Genomic DNA, 16,076 nt, shown 5'->3' with positions numbered 1-16,076 from the left:
TCTAGCGTGTCGGGCTACGGCAGCTCGTCGAGCGTGACGGTGGTCTCACCGGCCTGGCCACCGCGCACGTAGACGACGGTCGCCTCCTCGCCGCCCGCGAGAACGCGCACCTGGGCGGTCAGGTCAACGCGGTTCGTGATCGGGATGCCGTTGAACTCGGTCACGATGTCGCCGGCGCGCAGCCCCGACTGATCGGCGGGCCCGCCGGGACTGACCTGGTCGATGAGCGCGCCGACGACGGGGCTGTTGGATGCGCTGGTGGCGTCGGTCACGGTCGCGCCGAGCAGTCCGTGGCTGGCCGATCCGGTCGCGATGAGCTCGTCAGCGATGCGCTGGGCAAAATTCGCGGGGATCGAGAAGCCCACGCCGATGCTGCCCGCTGCCGCGCTGCCGCCGGCCGTCGCGATGGCGACGTTGATGCCGATGAGGCGACCGTCAGCATCCAGCAAAGCCCCACCCGAGTTGCCCGGGTTGATGGCGGCGTCGGTCTGGATCACGCTGAGTGAGATCGGCGTCGACGGACGCTGCTGGCCCTGGTCGTTGCCCGGAATATCGAAGTTCCAGAAGTCGAACGGGGGCGCTTCTTCTGTGCCCTCATCCTCCATTTCGGCCGGAGAATCGTCGGGCACGGCCGACGAGCGCACGGTGATCGAGCGGTTGAGCGCTGAGACGATGCCGTTCGTGACGGTGCCGCTGAGCCCCAGCGGCGCGCCGATCGCGATCGCGCGGTCGCCCACGTTGAGCGCGTCAGAGTCGGCGAACTCAATGGGCTGTAGGCCGCTGGCACCCTCGAGCTGGATCACGGCGAGGTCGGCGATCGGGTCGGCGCCGACGAGGGTGGCGTTCCAGATGCGGCCGTCGTTCGTGGTGACACGAATCGTCGGCTCGGCCGTGGCACCGTCGAGGGTGGCGACGTGCGAGTTGGTGAGTACGTAGCCGTCGTCGCTCAGGATCACGCCCGAGCCGCTGCCGGCAGCCCCTCCGGGGGCGCTCACGTTCAGCGTGACGATCGAGGGCATGGCGCGGGCGACGACACCCGTCACGGCGGTCGCGTCGTCGGGGTTGTTGACCGTCACGGTGGTCGGGCCGGCACTCGCGCCGGGCGTCCCGCCGGGGCCGCCGTACAGCGCGGCAACGACCGCACCGCCGCCGGCGCCGCCGACGAGGGCGCCCACGGCGAGCGCCGCAACGACCGGGACAAGGGATGCGCGCTTCGCCGGGCGGGACGGCTCGGCCGCCGCGTGCCGCGGCTCGTGCGCGGCGATGTCGCCCGCGGGGGCGGCCGCGTAGGGTTCGGCCGGCTGGGCCGGCTGTGCGGGCTGGGCCGGCTGTGCGGGCTGGGCTGCGGGCGCTGCGACCGGTTCACCCGGCTGAGCGGGGTGTGCTGACGGCGCGGCGACGGGCTCGGCGGGCGCGACGGGCTGCGAGCTGCCCGACTCAGCTGCGGGCGCTGCCACCGGCTCTGACGGGCGCGCAGCCTCAGGCTGTTCGGGCGGAAGTGCCTGCGGCACCTCGGGGGTGGCCTCGTCGCGCTGCTCGGGGTTTTCGGGCGTCGTCGTCATGAAGGGGTGTCCTTTCGCCGCGTCCAGCGTGCGCGGTCAACCTTGGCATCGTATTTGCCCGGTCTGTACGGCGTCCGATTGTTGGCTATGTCCCGCTCCCACGGGGGCCGAACGCGCCGGGGCATACCGAGCAGACTGTCCCCCCAAATGGGTGGACCCACGGGTCTATCCTCCGCATACACTCGAGGTCAGTCCCCCGCACCCCTGGAGCACGCCCGAGTATGACGAACTCCCTCACCGACGTCGACCGCGTCCTTGATGTCGCAGCCGACCTCATCGTGAACGACGGCTACGACGCCGTATCGATGCGCACCATCAGTGAGCGCTCGGGCTACGCCATCGACGAACTGGAAGTGCTGTTCGATTCGAGCGGCGACGTGCTGATCAGCATGCTGAACCGCGAGTTCTCGCGCATCTACGCGAGCATCGTCGACAACGTCGAGCGCGACCCGCGCGGCGGGCTGCTGTCGCGCGTCTACCTGTACATCCTCTCGTCGCTGTATGAGCGCCCCCTCGCCCGCAGCCTCTTCCTCATCGACCGCAGCGCGCTCAACGCGATCATGCGCAACAACACCTCTTTTCGCTACGTGCCGCAGATCGGCGTGCGCGGCGAGCTCATCGAGGCGCTGCAAGAGGTCGGCATGGTCAGCCGCGACGTCGACCCGTTCCGACTGTCGGCCGTCATCTCGTCGTTCACGGCAGGCCTCGCCCTGACGGCCCCCCACGATGACCTCGACACGGTCGTCCGCGGGCTGAGCGACCTCCTCGCGCGGGGCGTCGACGAGGACGTCGACGACACCGAGCCGGGCAAGCAGGTCTTCTACCGCTGGGCGACGTCGCTCACCGGGCCCCGCGACGATCGCGCTACCCCCCGCGACGACGACTTCGACGACGAGTAGCCGCGCGGCGCATCCGCCGGATGCGCCCGAGCGGGCGCATCCGCCGGTTAGGGTGTGCGGGTGACGACCCCACCGCCGTGGCTGCGCGCCATCGACGCCGCCGGGCTCATCGACGCCGACGGCACGGTGCGACCGACGATTTTTGCCGAGATGAGCGTGCTCGCCGCCGCTCACGGCGCCGTGAACCTCGGGCAGGGCTTTCCCGATGAGGATGCGCCGGCTGAGGTCACCGAGGCGGCGATCGCCGCGATTCGGGCCGGTCTCAATCAGTACCCGCCGGGGCGCGGGACGCCTGAGCTGCGCCGGGCGATCGCCGATCACCGCTCGCGCTTCTTCGGCGAGCACCGTGACCCCGAGACCGAGGTGCTTGTCACCGCAGGCGCGACCGAGGCGATTGCGGCGGCCGTGCTCGCCTTCGCCGGGCCGGGGGACGAGGTCGTGACCCTGTCGCCGTTCTACGACGCGTACGCCGCCACCATCGGGCTGGCGGGGGCACGACACGTCACGATCCCCCTGGAGGGCCCCGACTTTCAGCCGACCGTCGACGGGATCGAGCGCGCGATCGGCCCCCAGACGCGCGTCGTGCTGCTGAACAACCCACACAACCCCACCGGCTCGGTCATCGCCCCCGAGCTGCTGGCGCACATCGTGGCCGCGGCGACGCGCCACGACGCCGTCATCGTCAGTGACGAGGTCTACGAGCACCTGGTGTTCGATGACGCTCCGTTCTCGCCGATCGCGACCGTGCCGGGGGCCGCCGACCGCAGCCTGACGATCTCGAGCGCGGCGAAGACCTTCCGCGTGACGGGATGGAAGATCGGCTGGATGACCGGCCCCGCGGCCCTCATCGACGCGGCGATGGCGGTCAAGCAGTACCTGACCTACGTCAACGGCGCCCCCTTTCAGCCCGCCGTCGCCGTGGGCCTCGGCCTGCCGGAGCGCTACTTCGCCGAACAGCGGGCATCTCTCGCCGCGCGTCGCGATCGGCTGAGCGCGGGCCTCACCTCGGCGGGCTTTGCCGTGTCACCCAGCCGAGGCTCGTACTTCGTTGTCGCCGACGCCGCCCCCCTCGGCGTGAGCGATGGTGCGGCCTTCGCCCGCCAGGTGGTGGTCGAGCGCGGGGTGGCGGCGATTCCGCTGGCAGCGTTTGATCCGCGATCGACGGATGCGCGCATCCGGTCGTCGCTGCGGTTCGCGTTCTGCAGAACGGACGCCCAGATCGACGAGGGCGTGCGCCGGCTGACCACCCGCTAGGCCGGTTCGACCCGGAAGCGGCGAAGCGCGAGTGCCGGGTTGACCGCCCGCACCCGCGCAATCTCGGCCCGCTCAACCGAGGCGGCCGCCACCGTCGTGCCCTCGTCGATAAAGGCGATCTCGCGCCCCAGGGGGTCGACAATGAGGCTCGCCCCCACCCCGACGGGCGGCGGGTGGTCGGCGGCGGCCAGGTACAGGGTGTTCTCGATCGCTCGGGCGGCGGCCAGGGTGCGCCAGGCGTGCCGCTTGTCGGGCCCGGCAACCCACTCCGCGGGCACCAGCACGAGTTCGGCGCCGGCATCGGCGAGCCGGCGCGTCACCTCGGGAAAGCGCAGGTCGTAGCAGGTCTGCACGCTGACGGGTACGCCAGCGACGGCAAAGGTCGCGGCGTCGACGATCTCGCCCGCCTCCGCCCAGTCAGACTCGGTCTGCCCGAACGCGTCGTAGAGGTGCAGTTTGCGGGTGACGTGCACGAGCGCGCCCTCGGGGTCGAGCGCGACGATGGTGTTGCGAAAGCGGTCGCTTCGGGTCGCCGTTTCGAGCATCCCGGCGACCACCGTGATGGCGTGCTCGCGGGCGATCTCGCCGAGGCCCGCGACGAAGGGGCCATCGAGCGCTTCGGCCGCGGCTACCCAGTGCTCGCCCATGCGACCGCCGAAAAACGCCGAGTATTCGGGAAACAGCACAAGTTCGCTGCCCTCGCGCGCGGCCTCGCGCGCGAGGGAACGGATGCCCGCCAGATTCGCCGCGCGATCGGCGCCCGGCGCGAACTGGGCGACGGCGACGCGCAGCGACTTGGTCATGCGGCCAGCCTAAAGGCGGGGGCGGCACGATGGCAGGATGCACGGACGCTCGTGGCCTCAGCACATCATTCGCTGGTTGCTCGGCCTCGCCCTGATCGGGGCCGGCACGGGGCACCTCACGGTGCTGCGTGACGAGTTTCAGGCGCAGGTGCCGCCGTGGCTTCCGCTCGACGTTGACCTCGTCGTGGTCGGCTCGGGCGTCGCCGAGATCACGCTGGGCGTCGCCCTCCTCGTCACCCCGTGGCGCATCGCCGCTGGCTGGGCGACCGCCCTGTTCTTCCTCGCGATCTTCCCCGGCAACATCGCCCAATTCACCGAGGCCCGCGACGGCTTCGGACTCGACACCGACCTCGCGCGCGGCGTGCGCCTGCTATTTCAGCCCCTGCTCGTCGCGTGGGCGCTGTGGTCGACGGGCGCCTGGTCGTGGTGGCGCGAGCGCCGGCAGGAGCGCCGTCGCGCGCCCCGCGCCCGCTCTGCCAGCATGGAGCGATGACCGCACGCCTCATCGTGCTCGGCTCGGCGAACACCGACTACACCGTCGTCGTCGACCGGCACCCCACCCCCGGCGAAACCCTGCTCGGCGGCGACGTCAGCGTCGCAACCGGCGGCAAGGGCGCCAACCAGGCGCTCGCCGCGGCCCGCTCCGGCGCCCTGCCCGTCTTCGTCGGAGCCGTCGGTGCCGACGCGGGCGGACGCGCCCTGCTCGACGCGCTCGGCGCCGGCGGCGTCGACGTCTCAACCGTCGCCCGCGTCGCCGACGCGCCGACGGGGGTTGCCCTCATCACCGTCGCGCGGGACGGCGAAAACACGATCGTCGTCGCGCCCGGCGCGAACGGTCGCATCGACGCGGATGCGGTGGTCGCCACGATCGCGGACCTGGCCGGCCCCGGCACGGTGCTGCTCAGTCAGCTCGAAGTACCGCTCGACGTCGTCCACACGGCGGCCGAGGCCATCGAGCAGCGCGGCGGTCGGGTCGTGCTGAACCTCTCCCCCGCGCGCGAGATCCCGGAGGGACTGCTCGGGGTGACCGACCCGCTCGTCGTCAACGCGAGCGAGGCGGAGGCCGTGAGCGGGGCATCCATCACCGACGTGGCGAGCGCGCAGCGCGCAGCGCAGGGCCTGCTCGACCGCTGCCACAGCGTCGTCATCACCCTCGGCGGCGACGGTGCCGTGTGGGCGGGCGCTGACGGCGCCGGGCACGTGGCGGCGCCGCGCGTCGACGTGGTCGACACGACCGGCGCCGGCGACGCCTTCGTCGGGGCGCTCGCGGCCGAACTGGCCGACGGGGCCGCGCTTCAGCAGGCGGTGAGCGCCGGCGTGCGCTCGGGCGCCGCCGCCGTGCAGTGGCGAGGAGCCCAGCCGCCGCGCTGACCGCAGGGCTGTGACCGCCTCGAGCAGAGGTGATGGTCGGAGCGCTGACAGAACCCGAATCCATCAGCGCCCCGACCGGCGTCGCCGCACCTGCGTTAGGGGGGCTGCGCGACGAATCGCCTCGACTCCACTGTGTCGTGCCCGCCCTGGCGCGCAAAGCACCGGCGCGTCGGGGTGTTCGTTCAACGAACATGTCCGGGATCGAGTGCTAGTTTGCGGCCGTGACCACCGCAGAACTGACCGGAGCTCGACCCGCCGATGAGGCGCCGCGGGCCACGGTTGGCTCGCTCGCCCGCTTCGTGGGCACCGCCGCCGGTGTGTCCCTGCTCGCGCTCGTCGCCGTCTCACTTCTGCTGGGGCTTGGGCCCATGGCGGTGGCGGCGACCGCGATGATCGCGGGGCTCGGCTTCGGGCTCGCCGGTGCGCTGTTGCGGGTGCACCACCGGCACGAGCGCATGGGCCTCGCCAACGTCGTCACGAGCGTGCGACTCGGCATCGTGGCCGTACTGGTGGGCTTGCTCGTCGCGGGAAACCCGACGCCGGTGGTCGTGATCGCGGTGGCGGTCGTCGCCCTCGGCCTCGACGGGGTCGACGGTCTGCTCGCCCGCCGGCAGCAGCTCTCGTCGCGCTTCGGGGCGGGCTTCGACATGGAGGTCGACTCGCTCTTCGCCCTCGTGCTCGCGGCCCTCGCCGCCCTCGGCCCGGCCGGCCCGATCGCCCTCGCACTGGGCCTGCCCCGCTACCTGTTTGGCGCCGCCGCGGTGCCGCTGCCGTGGCTCAGCGGTGAGCTTCCCGAGCGGTACAGCCGCAAGGTGGTCTGCGTGATTCAACTCATCGCGCTCATCGTGCTGCAGCTGCCGTGGCTGCCGGCACCGCTCGCCGTGAGCATCGCGGTGGCCGCCGTCGCCGTCGTCGCCTGGTCGTTCATCGTCGACATCGTTCACCTGGCCCGCCAGCGCGCGTGAACGCGCCGCGCGATCCGGTTCGGTCTCGACGACGGCGGATGCTCGTCGTCGCCCTGCAGGCACTGGTCGCCGTCGCGCTCCTCGTCGCCCTGTGGCGTCTCGTGGACGGGCCGGAAACGGCCCGGCTGCTCGCCGGCGCTCGCCTCGAGTGGGTGGCCCTCAGCGTCGCCGCGCTCACCCTGCACACGGTGCTCGCTGCGCTGCGCTGGCGCCGCGTCGCCCGCGGTCTCGGCATCGAGCTCAATCGCCGCGGGGCGGTCAGCGAGTACTACCTGGCGCAGCTCGTCAACGCGGTCGTGCCGGGCGGCGTGGTCGGCGACGCGAGTCGCGCCGTGCGATCGCGCCAGCCCGCCGGGCTCGGAGCGGCGGGCCTCGCCGTCGTACTCGAACGCCTCGCCGGTCAGTACGCGCTGCTGCTGGTCATGGGAGTCGCCGTCACGGTCACCATCATTCAGCCGGGCGGCATCGACTGGCCCCCGGTGGTCGTGCCGCTCGTCATCACCGTGAGCGCGATCGCCGTCGCCCTGCCCGCACTGCTGGGCGCCGCTGCAGCGCTGCCCGGCCGCATCGGCGCGCGGGCGCTCGCACTCCGGGACGCCGTGCGCGCCGCCGTCGTCACGCGGGGAGCAGCGACGAGCGTGGCCGCACTCAGCCTCGGAACGACCGCGTGCATCCTGGTCGCCTTCGCCGCGGCGGCCGCCGCAGTGGGCGCGCCGCTCAGCGTTGCGGCCACTCTCGCCGTCGTTCCCGTGGTGCTCACCACGATGCTGTTGCCGATCACCGTGGGTGGCTGGGGGGTGCGCGAAGGCGCCGCCGTCGCTCTGTTGCCGCTCGCCGGGGTGACTACGAGCGCCGCGTTGGCCGCCAGCATCCTGTTTGGTCTCCTCGCACTCGCCGCAACTCTGCCGGGAATCGTGCCCCTCTGGGGGCGTCAGGGCCCCGGGGGCGGACAGAACGTGACAGTGTGGAAATGAGGCTCGGCGCGCCGGATGCGCCGGCACCCGACTCCGTCCGAAGGAGGACGACATGGCCGAGCGCCGCACCCTCTCCCGCCGCACCCTGATCGGTGCGGGAATCTTCGGCGCCGTGGGCATCGGCGCAGCCACAGCCGTCGGCGTTGGAGTCGCGAACCGCGGAGGCGGCGCCGGTTCCGCGGCGCTGCAACTGTCGTGGCTGCACTCCGTGCAGTTCGGTGGCAGCTACATCGCCCTCGATCGCGGCTATTGGTCGGAGGCCGGCCTCGACGTCTCACTGCTGCAGGGAGGTCCCAACGCCCCGGTTGAGCCGCCCGTCGTGTCGGGTCAGGCGCTCGTCGGCGTCTCGGCTGTCGACTTCGCCGCGGCCGCCGTCGCGGAAGGCGCGACGTTCAAGATCATCGGGGCCGCGATGCAGAACAACCCCACCGTCATCGCGTCGCTCCCCGACAACCCTGTCAACGAGCCGGGTGACCTGCTCGGCAAGCGCATCGGCATGGCGCTGGCGAACGTTCCCGCGCTCGAGACGCTGTGCACGCTCAACAACATCGACGTGAACGAGATTGAGATCGTGCCAACGCAGTACACGGCGCAGCCCCTCACCTCAGGCGAAGTCGACTGCCTGCTCTGCTGGGAAACCGACCTTCCCGTCGCCATGGAGGTGCAGGGCGTCGAGTCGGTCACGATGCTCATGGCCGACTTCGGCTTCACGCTGCAGTCGCAGACCTACATCGCGACAGAAGAGAGCCTCCGCGATCGCCGCGACGAGGTCGTCGCCATGATGGCCGGCGAGGTGCGTGGGTGGGAGGAGTACCGGCGCGACACCGATGCGGCCGCCGCGCTGTCGGTCGAGATGTTCCCCGACGCGGGCCTCGACCTCGAGACGCAGCGACTGCAGGCCGCACGCCAGGTGCCGCTGATGTTCTCGGAGCTGACCGACGAGATCGGCTTCGGCTTCTGGAACGACGACGTCATCGCCTCGAACATCGAGACGCTCGCGCTGCTCGGCCAGACCGTGACCCCTGACCTGTGGGACACCTCAATTCTGGAAGAAGTGCATGGAAGCTGACCGCGGCGTCGGCGTCGGCGTCGCCGTCGAGGTGGCGGTCGCCACCAAGGTCTACGCGGGCGGCACCGACGCCCTCCAGGCAACCAGCCTCACCCTCGAGGCGGGACGAACGACAGCGCTCGTCGGCCCGTCGGGGTGCGGCAAGTCAACGCTCCTCCGCATGATCGCGGGGCTTGAGGCCCCCACGGCCGGACGCGTGACCCTCGACGGCGAGGCGCCGGAGGTGTTGCAGCGTCGCGGCGAGCTGGCGGTGGCGTTTCAAGACCCGTCGCTGCTGCCGTGGCGCAGCGTCGCCCAAAACATTGAGCTGGCGCTCGACCTGGCCCGACTGCCCCGCAACGACGACCGCGTCGCCGAGCTCATCGCGTTGGTGGGGCTCGATGGCTTTGCGACGGCCACGCCCGCCGAACTCTCGGGCGGCATGCGCCAGCGTGCGGCAATAGCCCGCGCGCTCGTCACGGCCCCCCGGTTGCTGCTGCTCGACGAGCCCTTCGGCGCCGTCGACGAGCTCACGCGCCACGAGCTCGCCCGCGAGCTTCCCGCGCTGTGGGAAGGGGGCGGCACCACCACGCTGCTCGTCACCCACTCGGTGGCCGAAGCAGTGCGGCTCGCCGATCGCGTCATCGTGCTCTCACCGCGTCCCGGCCGCGTGATCGCCGACATCCCCATCACGCTCACCCGGCCCCGCGGCGCGGAGAGCGCCGAGGCGGCCGCGCTTGAGCGCACCGTGCGTGACGCCCTCGAAGCGGGCCGCGCCGGCACCGCGGCAGGGCAGAACGCCGGATGAGCGCAGGGGCGACCGCGCGCATCCGACGTCCGATCACGGCTGCGCGACGCGATGCTGCGATCGGAACCGTCGGCGTCGTCATCGCCCTCGTCGTGTGGGAGCTCGCCGCACGGGCGCTGGAGGGCGGCTTTGCGTTGGCCGCTCCCACCGCCGTCGTTGCCTCGATCGTCGACAACGCCGGGCTGCTCGGCCGCGCGCTCGCCGCGACCGGCACCACGGCCCTTCTGGGGTTTGTCATCGGCAACGGCGCCGCGGTCGCGCTCGGTGCCCTCGCCGCCGCCTGGCCGCGCAGTGAGCGCACGATCACCGGTCTCGCCCTCATCGTGGTCTGCCTGCCGCTTGTTGCCACCGCACCCCTGCTGCGCGTGCTGCTCGGCCAAGGAGACGGGCCCTCGATCGCCCTGGCGGCGCTATCGGTGTACTACACGACGCTCATCCCGCTACTCGTTGGTCTGCGGGCGGTGCCCTCAACGTGGCTCGACCTCGTGCAGGTCGCCGGGCGGGGCCCGCTGACGGCACTCGTTACCGTCCGCGCCCGCGCATCTCTGCCCTACCTCGCCGCCGGCCTGCAGATCGCCGCCCCCGCCGCCTTCCTCGGCGCCATGGTCGGCGAGTTCACGGGCGCCGAGCGGGGGCTCGGCGTGCTGACGATTCGCGCCGCGCGCGACCTCGACGTCGACCTCACGTGGGCGCTGGCGACCATCGCGGCGGTCATCTCCATGGCCGCCTACGGGCTGATCGGAATCATCGCGCGTCGGCTCGCCGGGGGCGAACCGCCCACGATCCTCGCAGCGCCACGCCTCGGCTCCGGCCGCGGCCGGCTTCGCGCCACTCTCGTCGGGGCGGGGTCAGCCGTCATCGCCGCCATCGTGCTGTGGTGGGGCGGCATCGTCGCATTCGACATCACACCGTTCGTCGCCCGCACCCCAATCGACGTGATCGGAATCGTCACGGGCACCCGCGACGGCGGCGAAACGCGCGACGCCCTGCTCGGTGCGCTCGCCGAGACCGCCGTCTTCGTCGTCCCCGGCTACCTGGCTGGCCTGCTGGCAGGTCTCGCCCTCGCGATCCTCGTCGTCCTCGTCCCCGGGACGACGGGCGCCGTCATGCCGATCGCCATCGCTCTGCGCTCAGTCCCGATCGTCACGACGGTGCCGCTCATCGTGCTGCTGCTCGGGCGAGGCCCGGTCGGCGCGATCGCCATCACCGCCGTGATGGTGTTCTTCCCCACGCTCGTCGCGTGCCTACACGGGCTACGGCGTGCACCCGGGCAGGTGCTCGACGTCATGAAGGTCTACGCGACGCCCGCGTGGCGTGTCCTCCTTCAGGCGCGCATCCCGGCCATGTTGCCCGCGTTCTTCGCGGCGGCACGGATGGGCGTCCCTGCCGCGGTGCTCGCCGTCACCGCCGCAGAGTGGCTGGCCACGGGAACCGGCATCGGTGCGCTCATGGCTCTCAGCGCCTCCCTGTCGGACTACGACGTGCTCGCAGGCGCCGTCGTCATTGTGACCGTCATCTCGGCCGTCGGTTATGCGCTGGTCGGTGCGATCGAGACCCGCGTGCTTGCCCGCTACGCGCCCGAGCAGTCCGGCTGATGCGCGCAGCATTTGCCATACCCGGCGACCTTCAGACGGTCACGGGGGGCTACCTCTACGAGAAGCACTTGCTCGAGGGGCTGACCGCGCTCGGGGTCGACATGACGCACGTGCGGGTGGGCGACAGCTTCCCCCGGCCCACCGCATCGCATGCCGAGGAGGCAAGCAGAGCGATGCGGTCCGTCCCCTCCGAGCTGCCCCTCATCATCGACGGCCTCGTCTTCGGCTCTCTGCCGACCACGCTGATGTCCACGATCACCGCCCCGATCGTCGCGATGATTCACCACCCGCTCGCGCACGAGGAGGGGCTCGACGCCGCGACCCGCGAGCACCTCTTTCGCACCGAGCGCGACAACCTGGCGCTCGCGCGCGCTGTGCTCGTGCCGAGCCCGCACACGGCGCGCATCCTCACCGCCGAGTACGGGGTCGACCCGTCGCGCGTCACGATCGCTCGGCCGGGCACAGAGCAGCCACACCGACCCCCCGCACCCAGTGAGCCGCCGGTGATCCTGTCGGTGGGCATCCAGCACCCCCGCAAAGGCCACGACGTGCTGCTGCGCGCGCTGGCTCGGCTGACCGATCTCGACTGGCACGCCGTCATCGTCGGCACCCCGTACGACCCGCCGCACGTCGCCGAGCTGGCGCGCCTGCACCGCACGCTCGGGTTGGCCGGGCGCGTCGAGCTTGCGGGAGCGGTCTCCGACGACACACGCGACGAGCTGTATGCCCGCGCGAGCATCTTCGCGCTGGCGACCCGCTACGAGGGCTACGGGCTCGTCTTCGACGAGGCCCTCGCCTGGGGGCTGCCCATCGTCTCGTGTGCCACCGGGGCGGTGCCCGAGACGGTTCCCCCCGACGCCGGGATGCTCGTGGCCGTCGGCGACGATGGTGCGCTCGCCGACGCCCTCCGCCTCCTGCTCACCGAACCCGAGCGCCGTCACGCGCTCGCTACGGCGGCGGCCACGGCGGGAGCGGCGCTGCCCACGTGGCACGACACGTGCTCGATCGCGCGCGGCGTGCTCGCGAGCCTGCAGTAACCGCGCCCGTGCCGGGCGTGGGGGGGGTCGCGGCTCTGCGCCACGAAAAAAGCCCCCCACCCGTGAGGGTGAGGGGCTTTCGCAGCGAGTTGCGGGGGCAGGATTTGAACCTACGACCTCCGGGTTATGAGCCCGGCGAGCTACCGAACTGCTCCACCCCGCGGCGTGCTTTCAGGTTACCACGGGGTGGACAGCGGGGTCGAATCGGGCGTGGTGCGTTCGTTGCCGACCGCGGTGTCGATGCCGGTGCTACAGCATCGACTGCGGCCCTGACTCGCTCCAGGCGAGCATGAGCTTGCGCTGAGCACTGTCGGCAAGCTTCGAGAGCACCTCGACGTCGAAGGGACTCGACGGTTTCGGGTGGGTGTCTCGCACCGAGAAGTAGGCGATCGTCTCGCCGCTGAGGGCGCGGATCGGAACCTCGAGCACGAAGGCCGGCGTCGCGACGATGTCGCCGAACGAAGCGATGGGAAGGCGACCAATCTCGGTCTCAACCTCGATGCGCGCTTCCGACACCATGAGCGATGCCGCCGCGACACACGTCAGTTGTTCGAGCGCGCCGTGAACCGTCGAGAAACGCTCGAGGTACTCGCCTTGTGCGTCCACAACAGTCATTCCTGTCCAACGGTCGATGGTGACCATTTGACATTACCTTTCCCAGCCCCTGCGACGACGATAATCGCTCACGCGAAAGACATTCAGTCCCAACATGGGGAACCCCCGACCGGAGGACAGACGAAGGGGTCTGCCTCCCGCCGGGGGTTCCGTCACGCGGGGTGGATGGGCGCTACTCGCTGAGCGCGATCGCGCGCTCCAGAGCCTCCTGCAGGCGTGCATCCGCCTCAGCAGCGGCGACGAGGTCGTTGTTGCGGTAGGCCTCCTCGCGATCGAGCAGCGCGTTGCGCGCGTCGATCAGAGCCAACTGCAGCGGGTCGTCCGTCGTCGGCGGAGCCGGGGTCTCCGGGTCCTCCGGCGCCTCGGGATCGACCGGGGCCTCGGGGTCGAGCGGCGGCTCGACCGGGTCGACACCGGTATCACCGGCATCCGCGCCGGAGTCGCCCCCAAACAGCACGTCGAGCGCCTCGTCGAGCGTGTCTTCGAACGCGATGTCGTCACCGAAGGCCACGAGCACACGACGCAGGAGCGGGAAGCTCGTGTCACCCGTCGACTGCACGTAGACGGGCTGCACGTAGAGCAGTCCGCCACCCACGGGGAGCGTCAGCAGGTTTCCGCTGATGACCTCGGTCTGACCCTGACGCAGCAAGTTCAGCTGCTGACCGACGTTGGCGTCGGAGTCGAACTGGGCCTGCACCTGGCCGGGGCCGGGGATCGTCGCCTGGCGCGGCAGACGCAGCAGCGTCAGCTTGCCGTAGTCGTCGCCCGCGTCGGCGTTCGCGGCGAGGTAGCCGAAGAGCACGTTGCGCTGGTTCTCGCCGGTTGCCGCCGGGATGAACGTCGAGTACAGCGTGAACGACGGGTCGTCGCTGCCCGGAACCTGCATCGTCAGGTAGTACGGCGGCTGCAGCGTCGGGTTGTTCGGGTTCGACGTCGGGTCGTTCGGGGTGCGCCACTCGTCGTCGGTGGCGAAGAACGAGCCCGGCTCGGTCACGTGGTAGCGGCCGAGGATGTTGCGCTGCACCTTGAACAGGTCGCTCGGGTACCGCACCTGGCTGAGCAGCGCGTCCGACATCTCGTCGGCCGACTCGAGCGTGTTCGGGAAGATGCTCTGCCACGTCTGCAGAACAGGGTCTTCCGTGTCCCACGCGTACAGCGTCACGGAGCCGTCGTATGCGTCGACCGTCGCCTTCACCGAGTTACGGATGTAGTTGATGTTGTCGATCGGGAACTGCGGCGCCGGTGTGTACGTGTCGGCGATCGCCGCCGACAGCGCAACAGAGGTCGAGTACGGGTAGTTCGCCGTCGTCGTGTAGCCGTCGACGATCCACTTGATGCGTCCGTCGATGATCGCCGGGTAGGGGTCGTTGTCGAGCGTCAGGTACGGCGCGGCACGCTGCACGCGGGTCAACGGGTCGCGGTCGTAGAGGATCTGCGACTGGTCGTTCACCTGGTTCGACAGAAGGATCTCGGTCGACTGGAACGTGATGGCGTAGATGAGGCGCTTGAAGACGTTGTCGAGCGCAGGGCCGCCGTCACCGGTGAAGGTGTAGCGAGCGTTGCCCGACGCGTCGATGTTCTCGTCGCTGCCCACCTCGCCCTCGGCGGGGAAGTCGAGCTCTTGAGGCTCGGCTCCCTCCGGCGCGCCGACGATCGAGTACGTCGGAGAGAACTCGCCGAAGTAGATGCGCGGCTCGTACTCACCGAGCTGCTCGGTGAGCACACCACCCACCGGAATGCCCTGCTCGAGGAAGACCGGCTGACCGTCGTCGGAGCGCTGGTTGCCGAAGGCGGCCACGAGGCCGTAGCCGTGGGTGAAGACGATGCGCTGGTTGACCCAGTTCTGCGCCGACTGGCCGTCGGGGTTCAGCTCGCGCACGGCGAGAACCGTGTCTTGCGTCTGACCGTCGATCTCGTAGCGACCCACGTCGAGGAAGGGCGGGAACTGGTAGAACTGGCGGAACTGCTCGAGCTGCGCGAACGCCGGCGAAACCAGTGCGGGGTCGATGATGCGGATGTTCGCCGTGGTCTCGGCGTCTTCGCGCAGGGCGCCCGCCTCCGCCTCGGTCACCGCGTTGTACGGGACCTCGACGATGTCGGCGACACCGTAGGCATCGCGGGTGAAGTCGATGTTCCGCTGGATGAACTGAGCCTCGAGCTCGCGCTCGCTCGGCACGACCTGGAACTGCTGCACGAGTCCCGGGTAGCCGGTGCCGATGATGAGGCTGCTGACGATCAGCAGCGCGGTGCCGATGACGGGGAACCGCCAGCGGCCAATGATGGCCGTAACGAAGAACAGAATCGCGACCAGGATGGCGATGCCGGCGAGAATCGCGCGACCCGGAATCGTTGCGTTGACCTCGGTGTAGCCGGCACCGGCGGCCAGGAAGCCCACACTCGGCTCGACGGCAGCGGCGTACTGGTCGAACCAGTTCGATACCCCCTGCAGAGCGACGTAGACGCCGGCGGTCACCGCCAGCTGGATGCGCGCGGTGCGGCTGATGCGCACCTCGCGGCCGCTCACGCGGATCGCCCCGTACAGGTATCCCGTGGCGGCAGCCGCGATCAGCGACAGCAGCACGGCGGCCGAGGCGAAGGCGATGACGCCCCGCCAGAAGGGCAGCTCGAAGACGAAGAAGCCGACGTCGAAGCCGAACTCGGGGTCGGCGATGCCGAAGGGCGTGCGGTTCCACCACTGCAGCACGGTGGGCCAGCTGGAGGCTGCGGCAACACCGGCGAAGAGGCCGAGCACGCCCGGGATACCGAGCATCGCGACCTTGCGCAGCGGCTCAACGACCTCCTGGTACCGGTCGAGCTGCGACGAGAGCTTCGCGTACATCGGCCGGGTGCGGTAGGCGAGCTGCAGGCTGATCCACACGGGCAGGAACATCGCGATGAAGCCGACGAGGAACATCGCCGTCGTCGCGATCCAGCGCGTGGTGAGGACGTTCAGGAAGCCGAGCTGGTCGTACCAGAGAACGTCGGTGTAGAAGTTGGCGAAGACGAAGAACAGAACGACGAGCGCCGCCAGGATTCCGGCGGAGATCGCGAGAGTGGATCTCTGGCGGTTGGCGGGCGGCGTTGCAGTGGACGTCACGTCGGGATCTCCCGGGGTTGGTGGGCACTCGCTTCCAGACTAGTGGGA

The 16,076-nt window shown here is 70.7% G+C and carries 14 protein-coding genes and 1 tRNA gene; 10 read left to right on the top strand and 5 right to left on the bottom strand.

The window, feature by feature from the left end; all coding sequences use genetic code 11:
* Nucleotides 1-14: 14 nt before the first annotated feature.
* The gene (locus EV141_RS06245; protein ID WP_130485104.1) at nt 15-1,562 is read right to left on the bottom strand and encodes a S1C family serine protease; all 1,548 of its coding nucleotides are present in this window, start codon (nt 1,560-1,562) and stop codon (nt 15-17) included.
* A gap of 221 nt (nt 1,563-1,783) precedes the next feature.
* Between EV141_RS06245 and EV141_RS06240 the strand changes: the two genes are divergently transcribed.
* Entirely contained in the window at nt 1,784-2,461 is a 678-nt protein-coding gene (locus tag EV141_RS06240; RefSeq protein WP_130485103.1) for a TetR/AcrR family transcriptional regulator, read from the top strand.
* A gap of 60 nt (nt 2,462-2,521) precedes the next feature.
* Complete coding sequence (locus EV141_RS06235) at nt 2,522-3,715, top strand: aminotransferase class I/II-fold pyridoxal phosphate-dependent enzyme (RefSeq protein WP_241969123.1); 1,194 nt, start codon at nt 2,522-2,524, stop codon at nt 3,713-3,715.
* Here the strand turns inward: EV141_RS06235 and EV141_RS06230 are convergent.
* Nucleotides 3,712-4,518, bottom strand: a complete 807-nt coding sequence (locus EV141_RS06230) for a carbon-nitrogen hydrolase family protein (RefSeq protein ID WP_130485102.1) — start codon at nt 4,516-4,518, stop codon at nt 3,712-3,714. The genes EV141_RS06235 and EV141_RS06230 overlap by 4 nt on opposite strands.
* Before the next feature lie 37 nt (nt 4,519-4,555).
* Here EV141_RS06230 and EV141_RS06225 point away from each other — a divergent pair, with 37 nt between their 5' ends.
* The 8 genes from EV141_RS06225 to EV141_RS06190 all read left to right on the top strand — a co-directional run bounded on the left by EV141_RS06225 (nt 4,556) and on the right by EV141_RS06190 (nt 12,316).
* A complete protein-coding gene (locus EV141_RS06225) occupies nt 4,556-5,011 on the top strand; it encodes a DoxX family protein (protein WP_130485101.1) in 456 nt (151 codons plus the stop codon).
* Nucleotides 5,008-5,889, top strand: a complete 882-nt coding sequence (locus EV141_RS06220; RefSeq protein ID WP_130485100.1) for a ribokinase — start codon at nt 5,008-5,010, stop codon at nt 5,887-5,889. Before EV141_RS06225 ends, EV141_RS06220 begins: the two co-directional genes overlap by 4 nt.
* A 221-nt stretch (nt 5,890-6,110) precedes the next feature.
* Nucleotides 6,111-6,854 (top strand): CDP-alcohol phosphatidyltransferase family protein, encoded by a 744-nt coding sequence (locus EV141_RS06215; RefSeq protein WP_130485099.1) that lies wholly within the window; start codon nt 6,111-6,113, stop codon nt 6,852-6,854.
* Nucleotides 6,855-6,892: 38 nt separating this feature from the next.
* Complete coding sequence (locus EV141_RS06210; RefSeq protein WP_130485098.1) at nt 6,893-7,828, top strand: lysylphosphatidylglycerol synthase transmembrane domain-containing protein; 936 nt, start codon at nt 6,893-6,895, stop codon at nt 7,826-7,828.
* Nucleotides 7,829-7,880: 52 nt separating this feature from the next.
* Nucleotides 7,881-8,897 carry an ABC transporter substrate-binding protein gene (locus tag EV141_RS06205; RefSeq protein ID WP_130485097.1) on the top strand — a complete coding sequence of 339 codons (1,017 nt, stop codon included), beginning with the start codon at nt 7,881-7,883 and terminating at the stop codon, nt 8,895-8,897.
* Nucleotides 8,887-9,684 carry an ABC transporter ATP-binding protein gene (locus tag EV141_RS06200; RefSeq protein ID WP_130485096.1) on the top strand — a complete coding sequence of 266 codons (798 nt, stop codon included), beginning with the start codon at nt 8,887-8,889 and terminating at the stop codon, nt 9,682-9,684. The genes EV141_RS06205 and EV141_RS06200 overlap by 11 nt, the downstream gene beginning before the upstream one ends.
* Entirely contained in the window at nt 9,681-11,279 is a 1,599-nt protein-coding gene (locus tag EV141_RS06195) for an ABC transporter permease (RefSeq protein WP_130485095.1), read from the top strand. Before EV141_RS06200 ends, EV141_RS06195 begins: the two co-directional genes overlap by 4 nt.
* Nucleotides 11,279-12,316 carry a glycosyltransferase family 4 protein gene (locus tag EV141_RS06190; RefSeq protein WP_130485094.1) on the top strand — a complete coding sequence of 346 codons (1,038 nt, stop codon included), beginning with the start codon at nt 11,279-11,281 and terminating at the stop codon, nt 12,314-12,316. The genes EV141_RS06195 and EV141_RS06190 overlap by 1 nt, the downstream gene beginning before the upstream one ends.
* Before the next feature lie 89 nt (nt 12,317-12,405).
* On the opposite strand, the gene EV141_RS06185 is transcribed toward EV141_RS06190, so the two are convergent.
* The 3 genes from EV141_RS06185 to EV141_RS06175 all read right to left on the bottom strand — a co-directional run bounded on the left by EV141_RS06185 (nt 12,406) and on the right by EV141_RS06175 (nt 16,028).
* A tRNA-Met gene (locus EV141_RS06185) sits at nt 12,406-12,479 on the bottom strand.
* 86 nt (nt 12,480-12,565) lie between these two features.
* Entirely contained in the window at nt 12,566-12,931 is a 366-nt protein-coding gene (locus tag EV141_RS06180) for a hypothetical protein (RefSeq protein ID WP_141914287.1), read from the bottom strand.
* Nucleotides 12,932-13,103: 172 nt separating this feature from the next.
* Nucleotides 13,104-16,028 (bottom strand): UPF0182 family membrane protein, encoded by a 2,925-nt coding sequence (locus tag EV141_RS06175; protein WP_185740119.1) that lies wholly within the window; start codon nt 16,026-16,028, stop codon nt 13,104-13,106.
* Nucleotides 16,029-16,076: the final 48 nt, after the last annotated feature.

Origin of the sequence: Microcella putealis (assembly GCF_004216575.1) — a bacterium.
Taxonomy (GTDB): Bacteria; Actinomycetota; Actinomycetes; order Actinomycetales; family Microbacteriaceae; genus Microcella; species Microcella putealis.
This window is presented reverse-complemented; position numbering and strand designations above follow the sequence as displayed.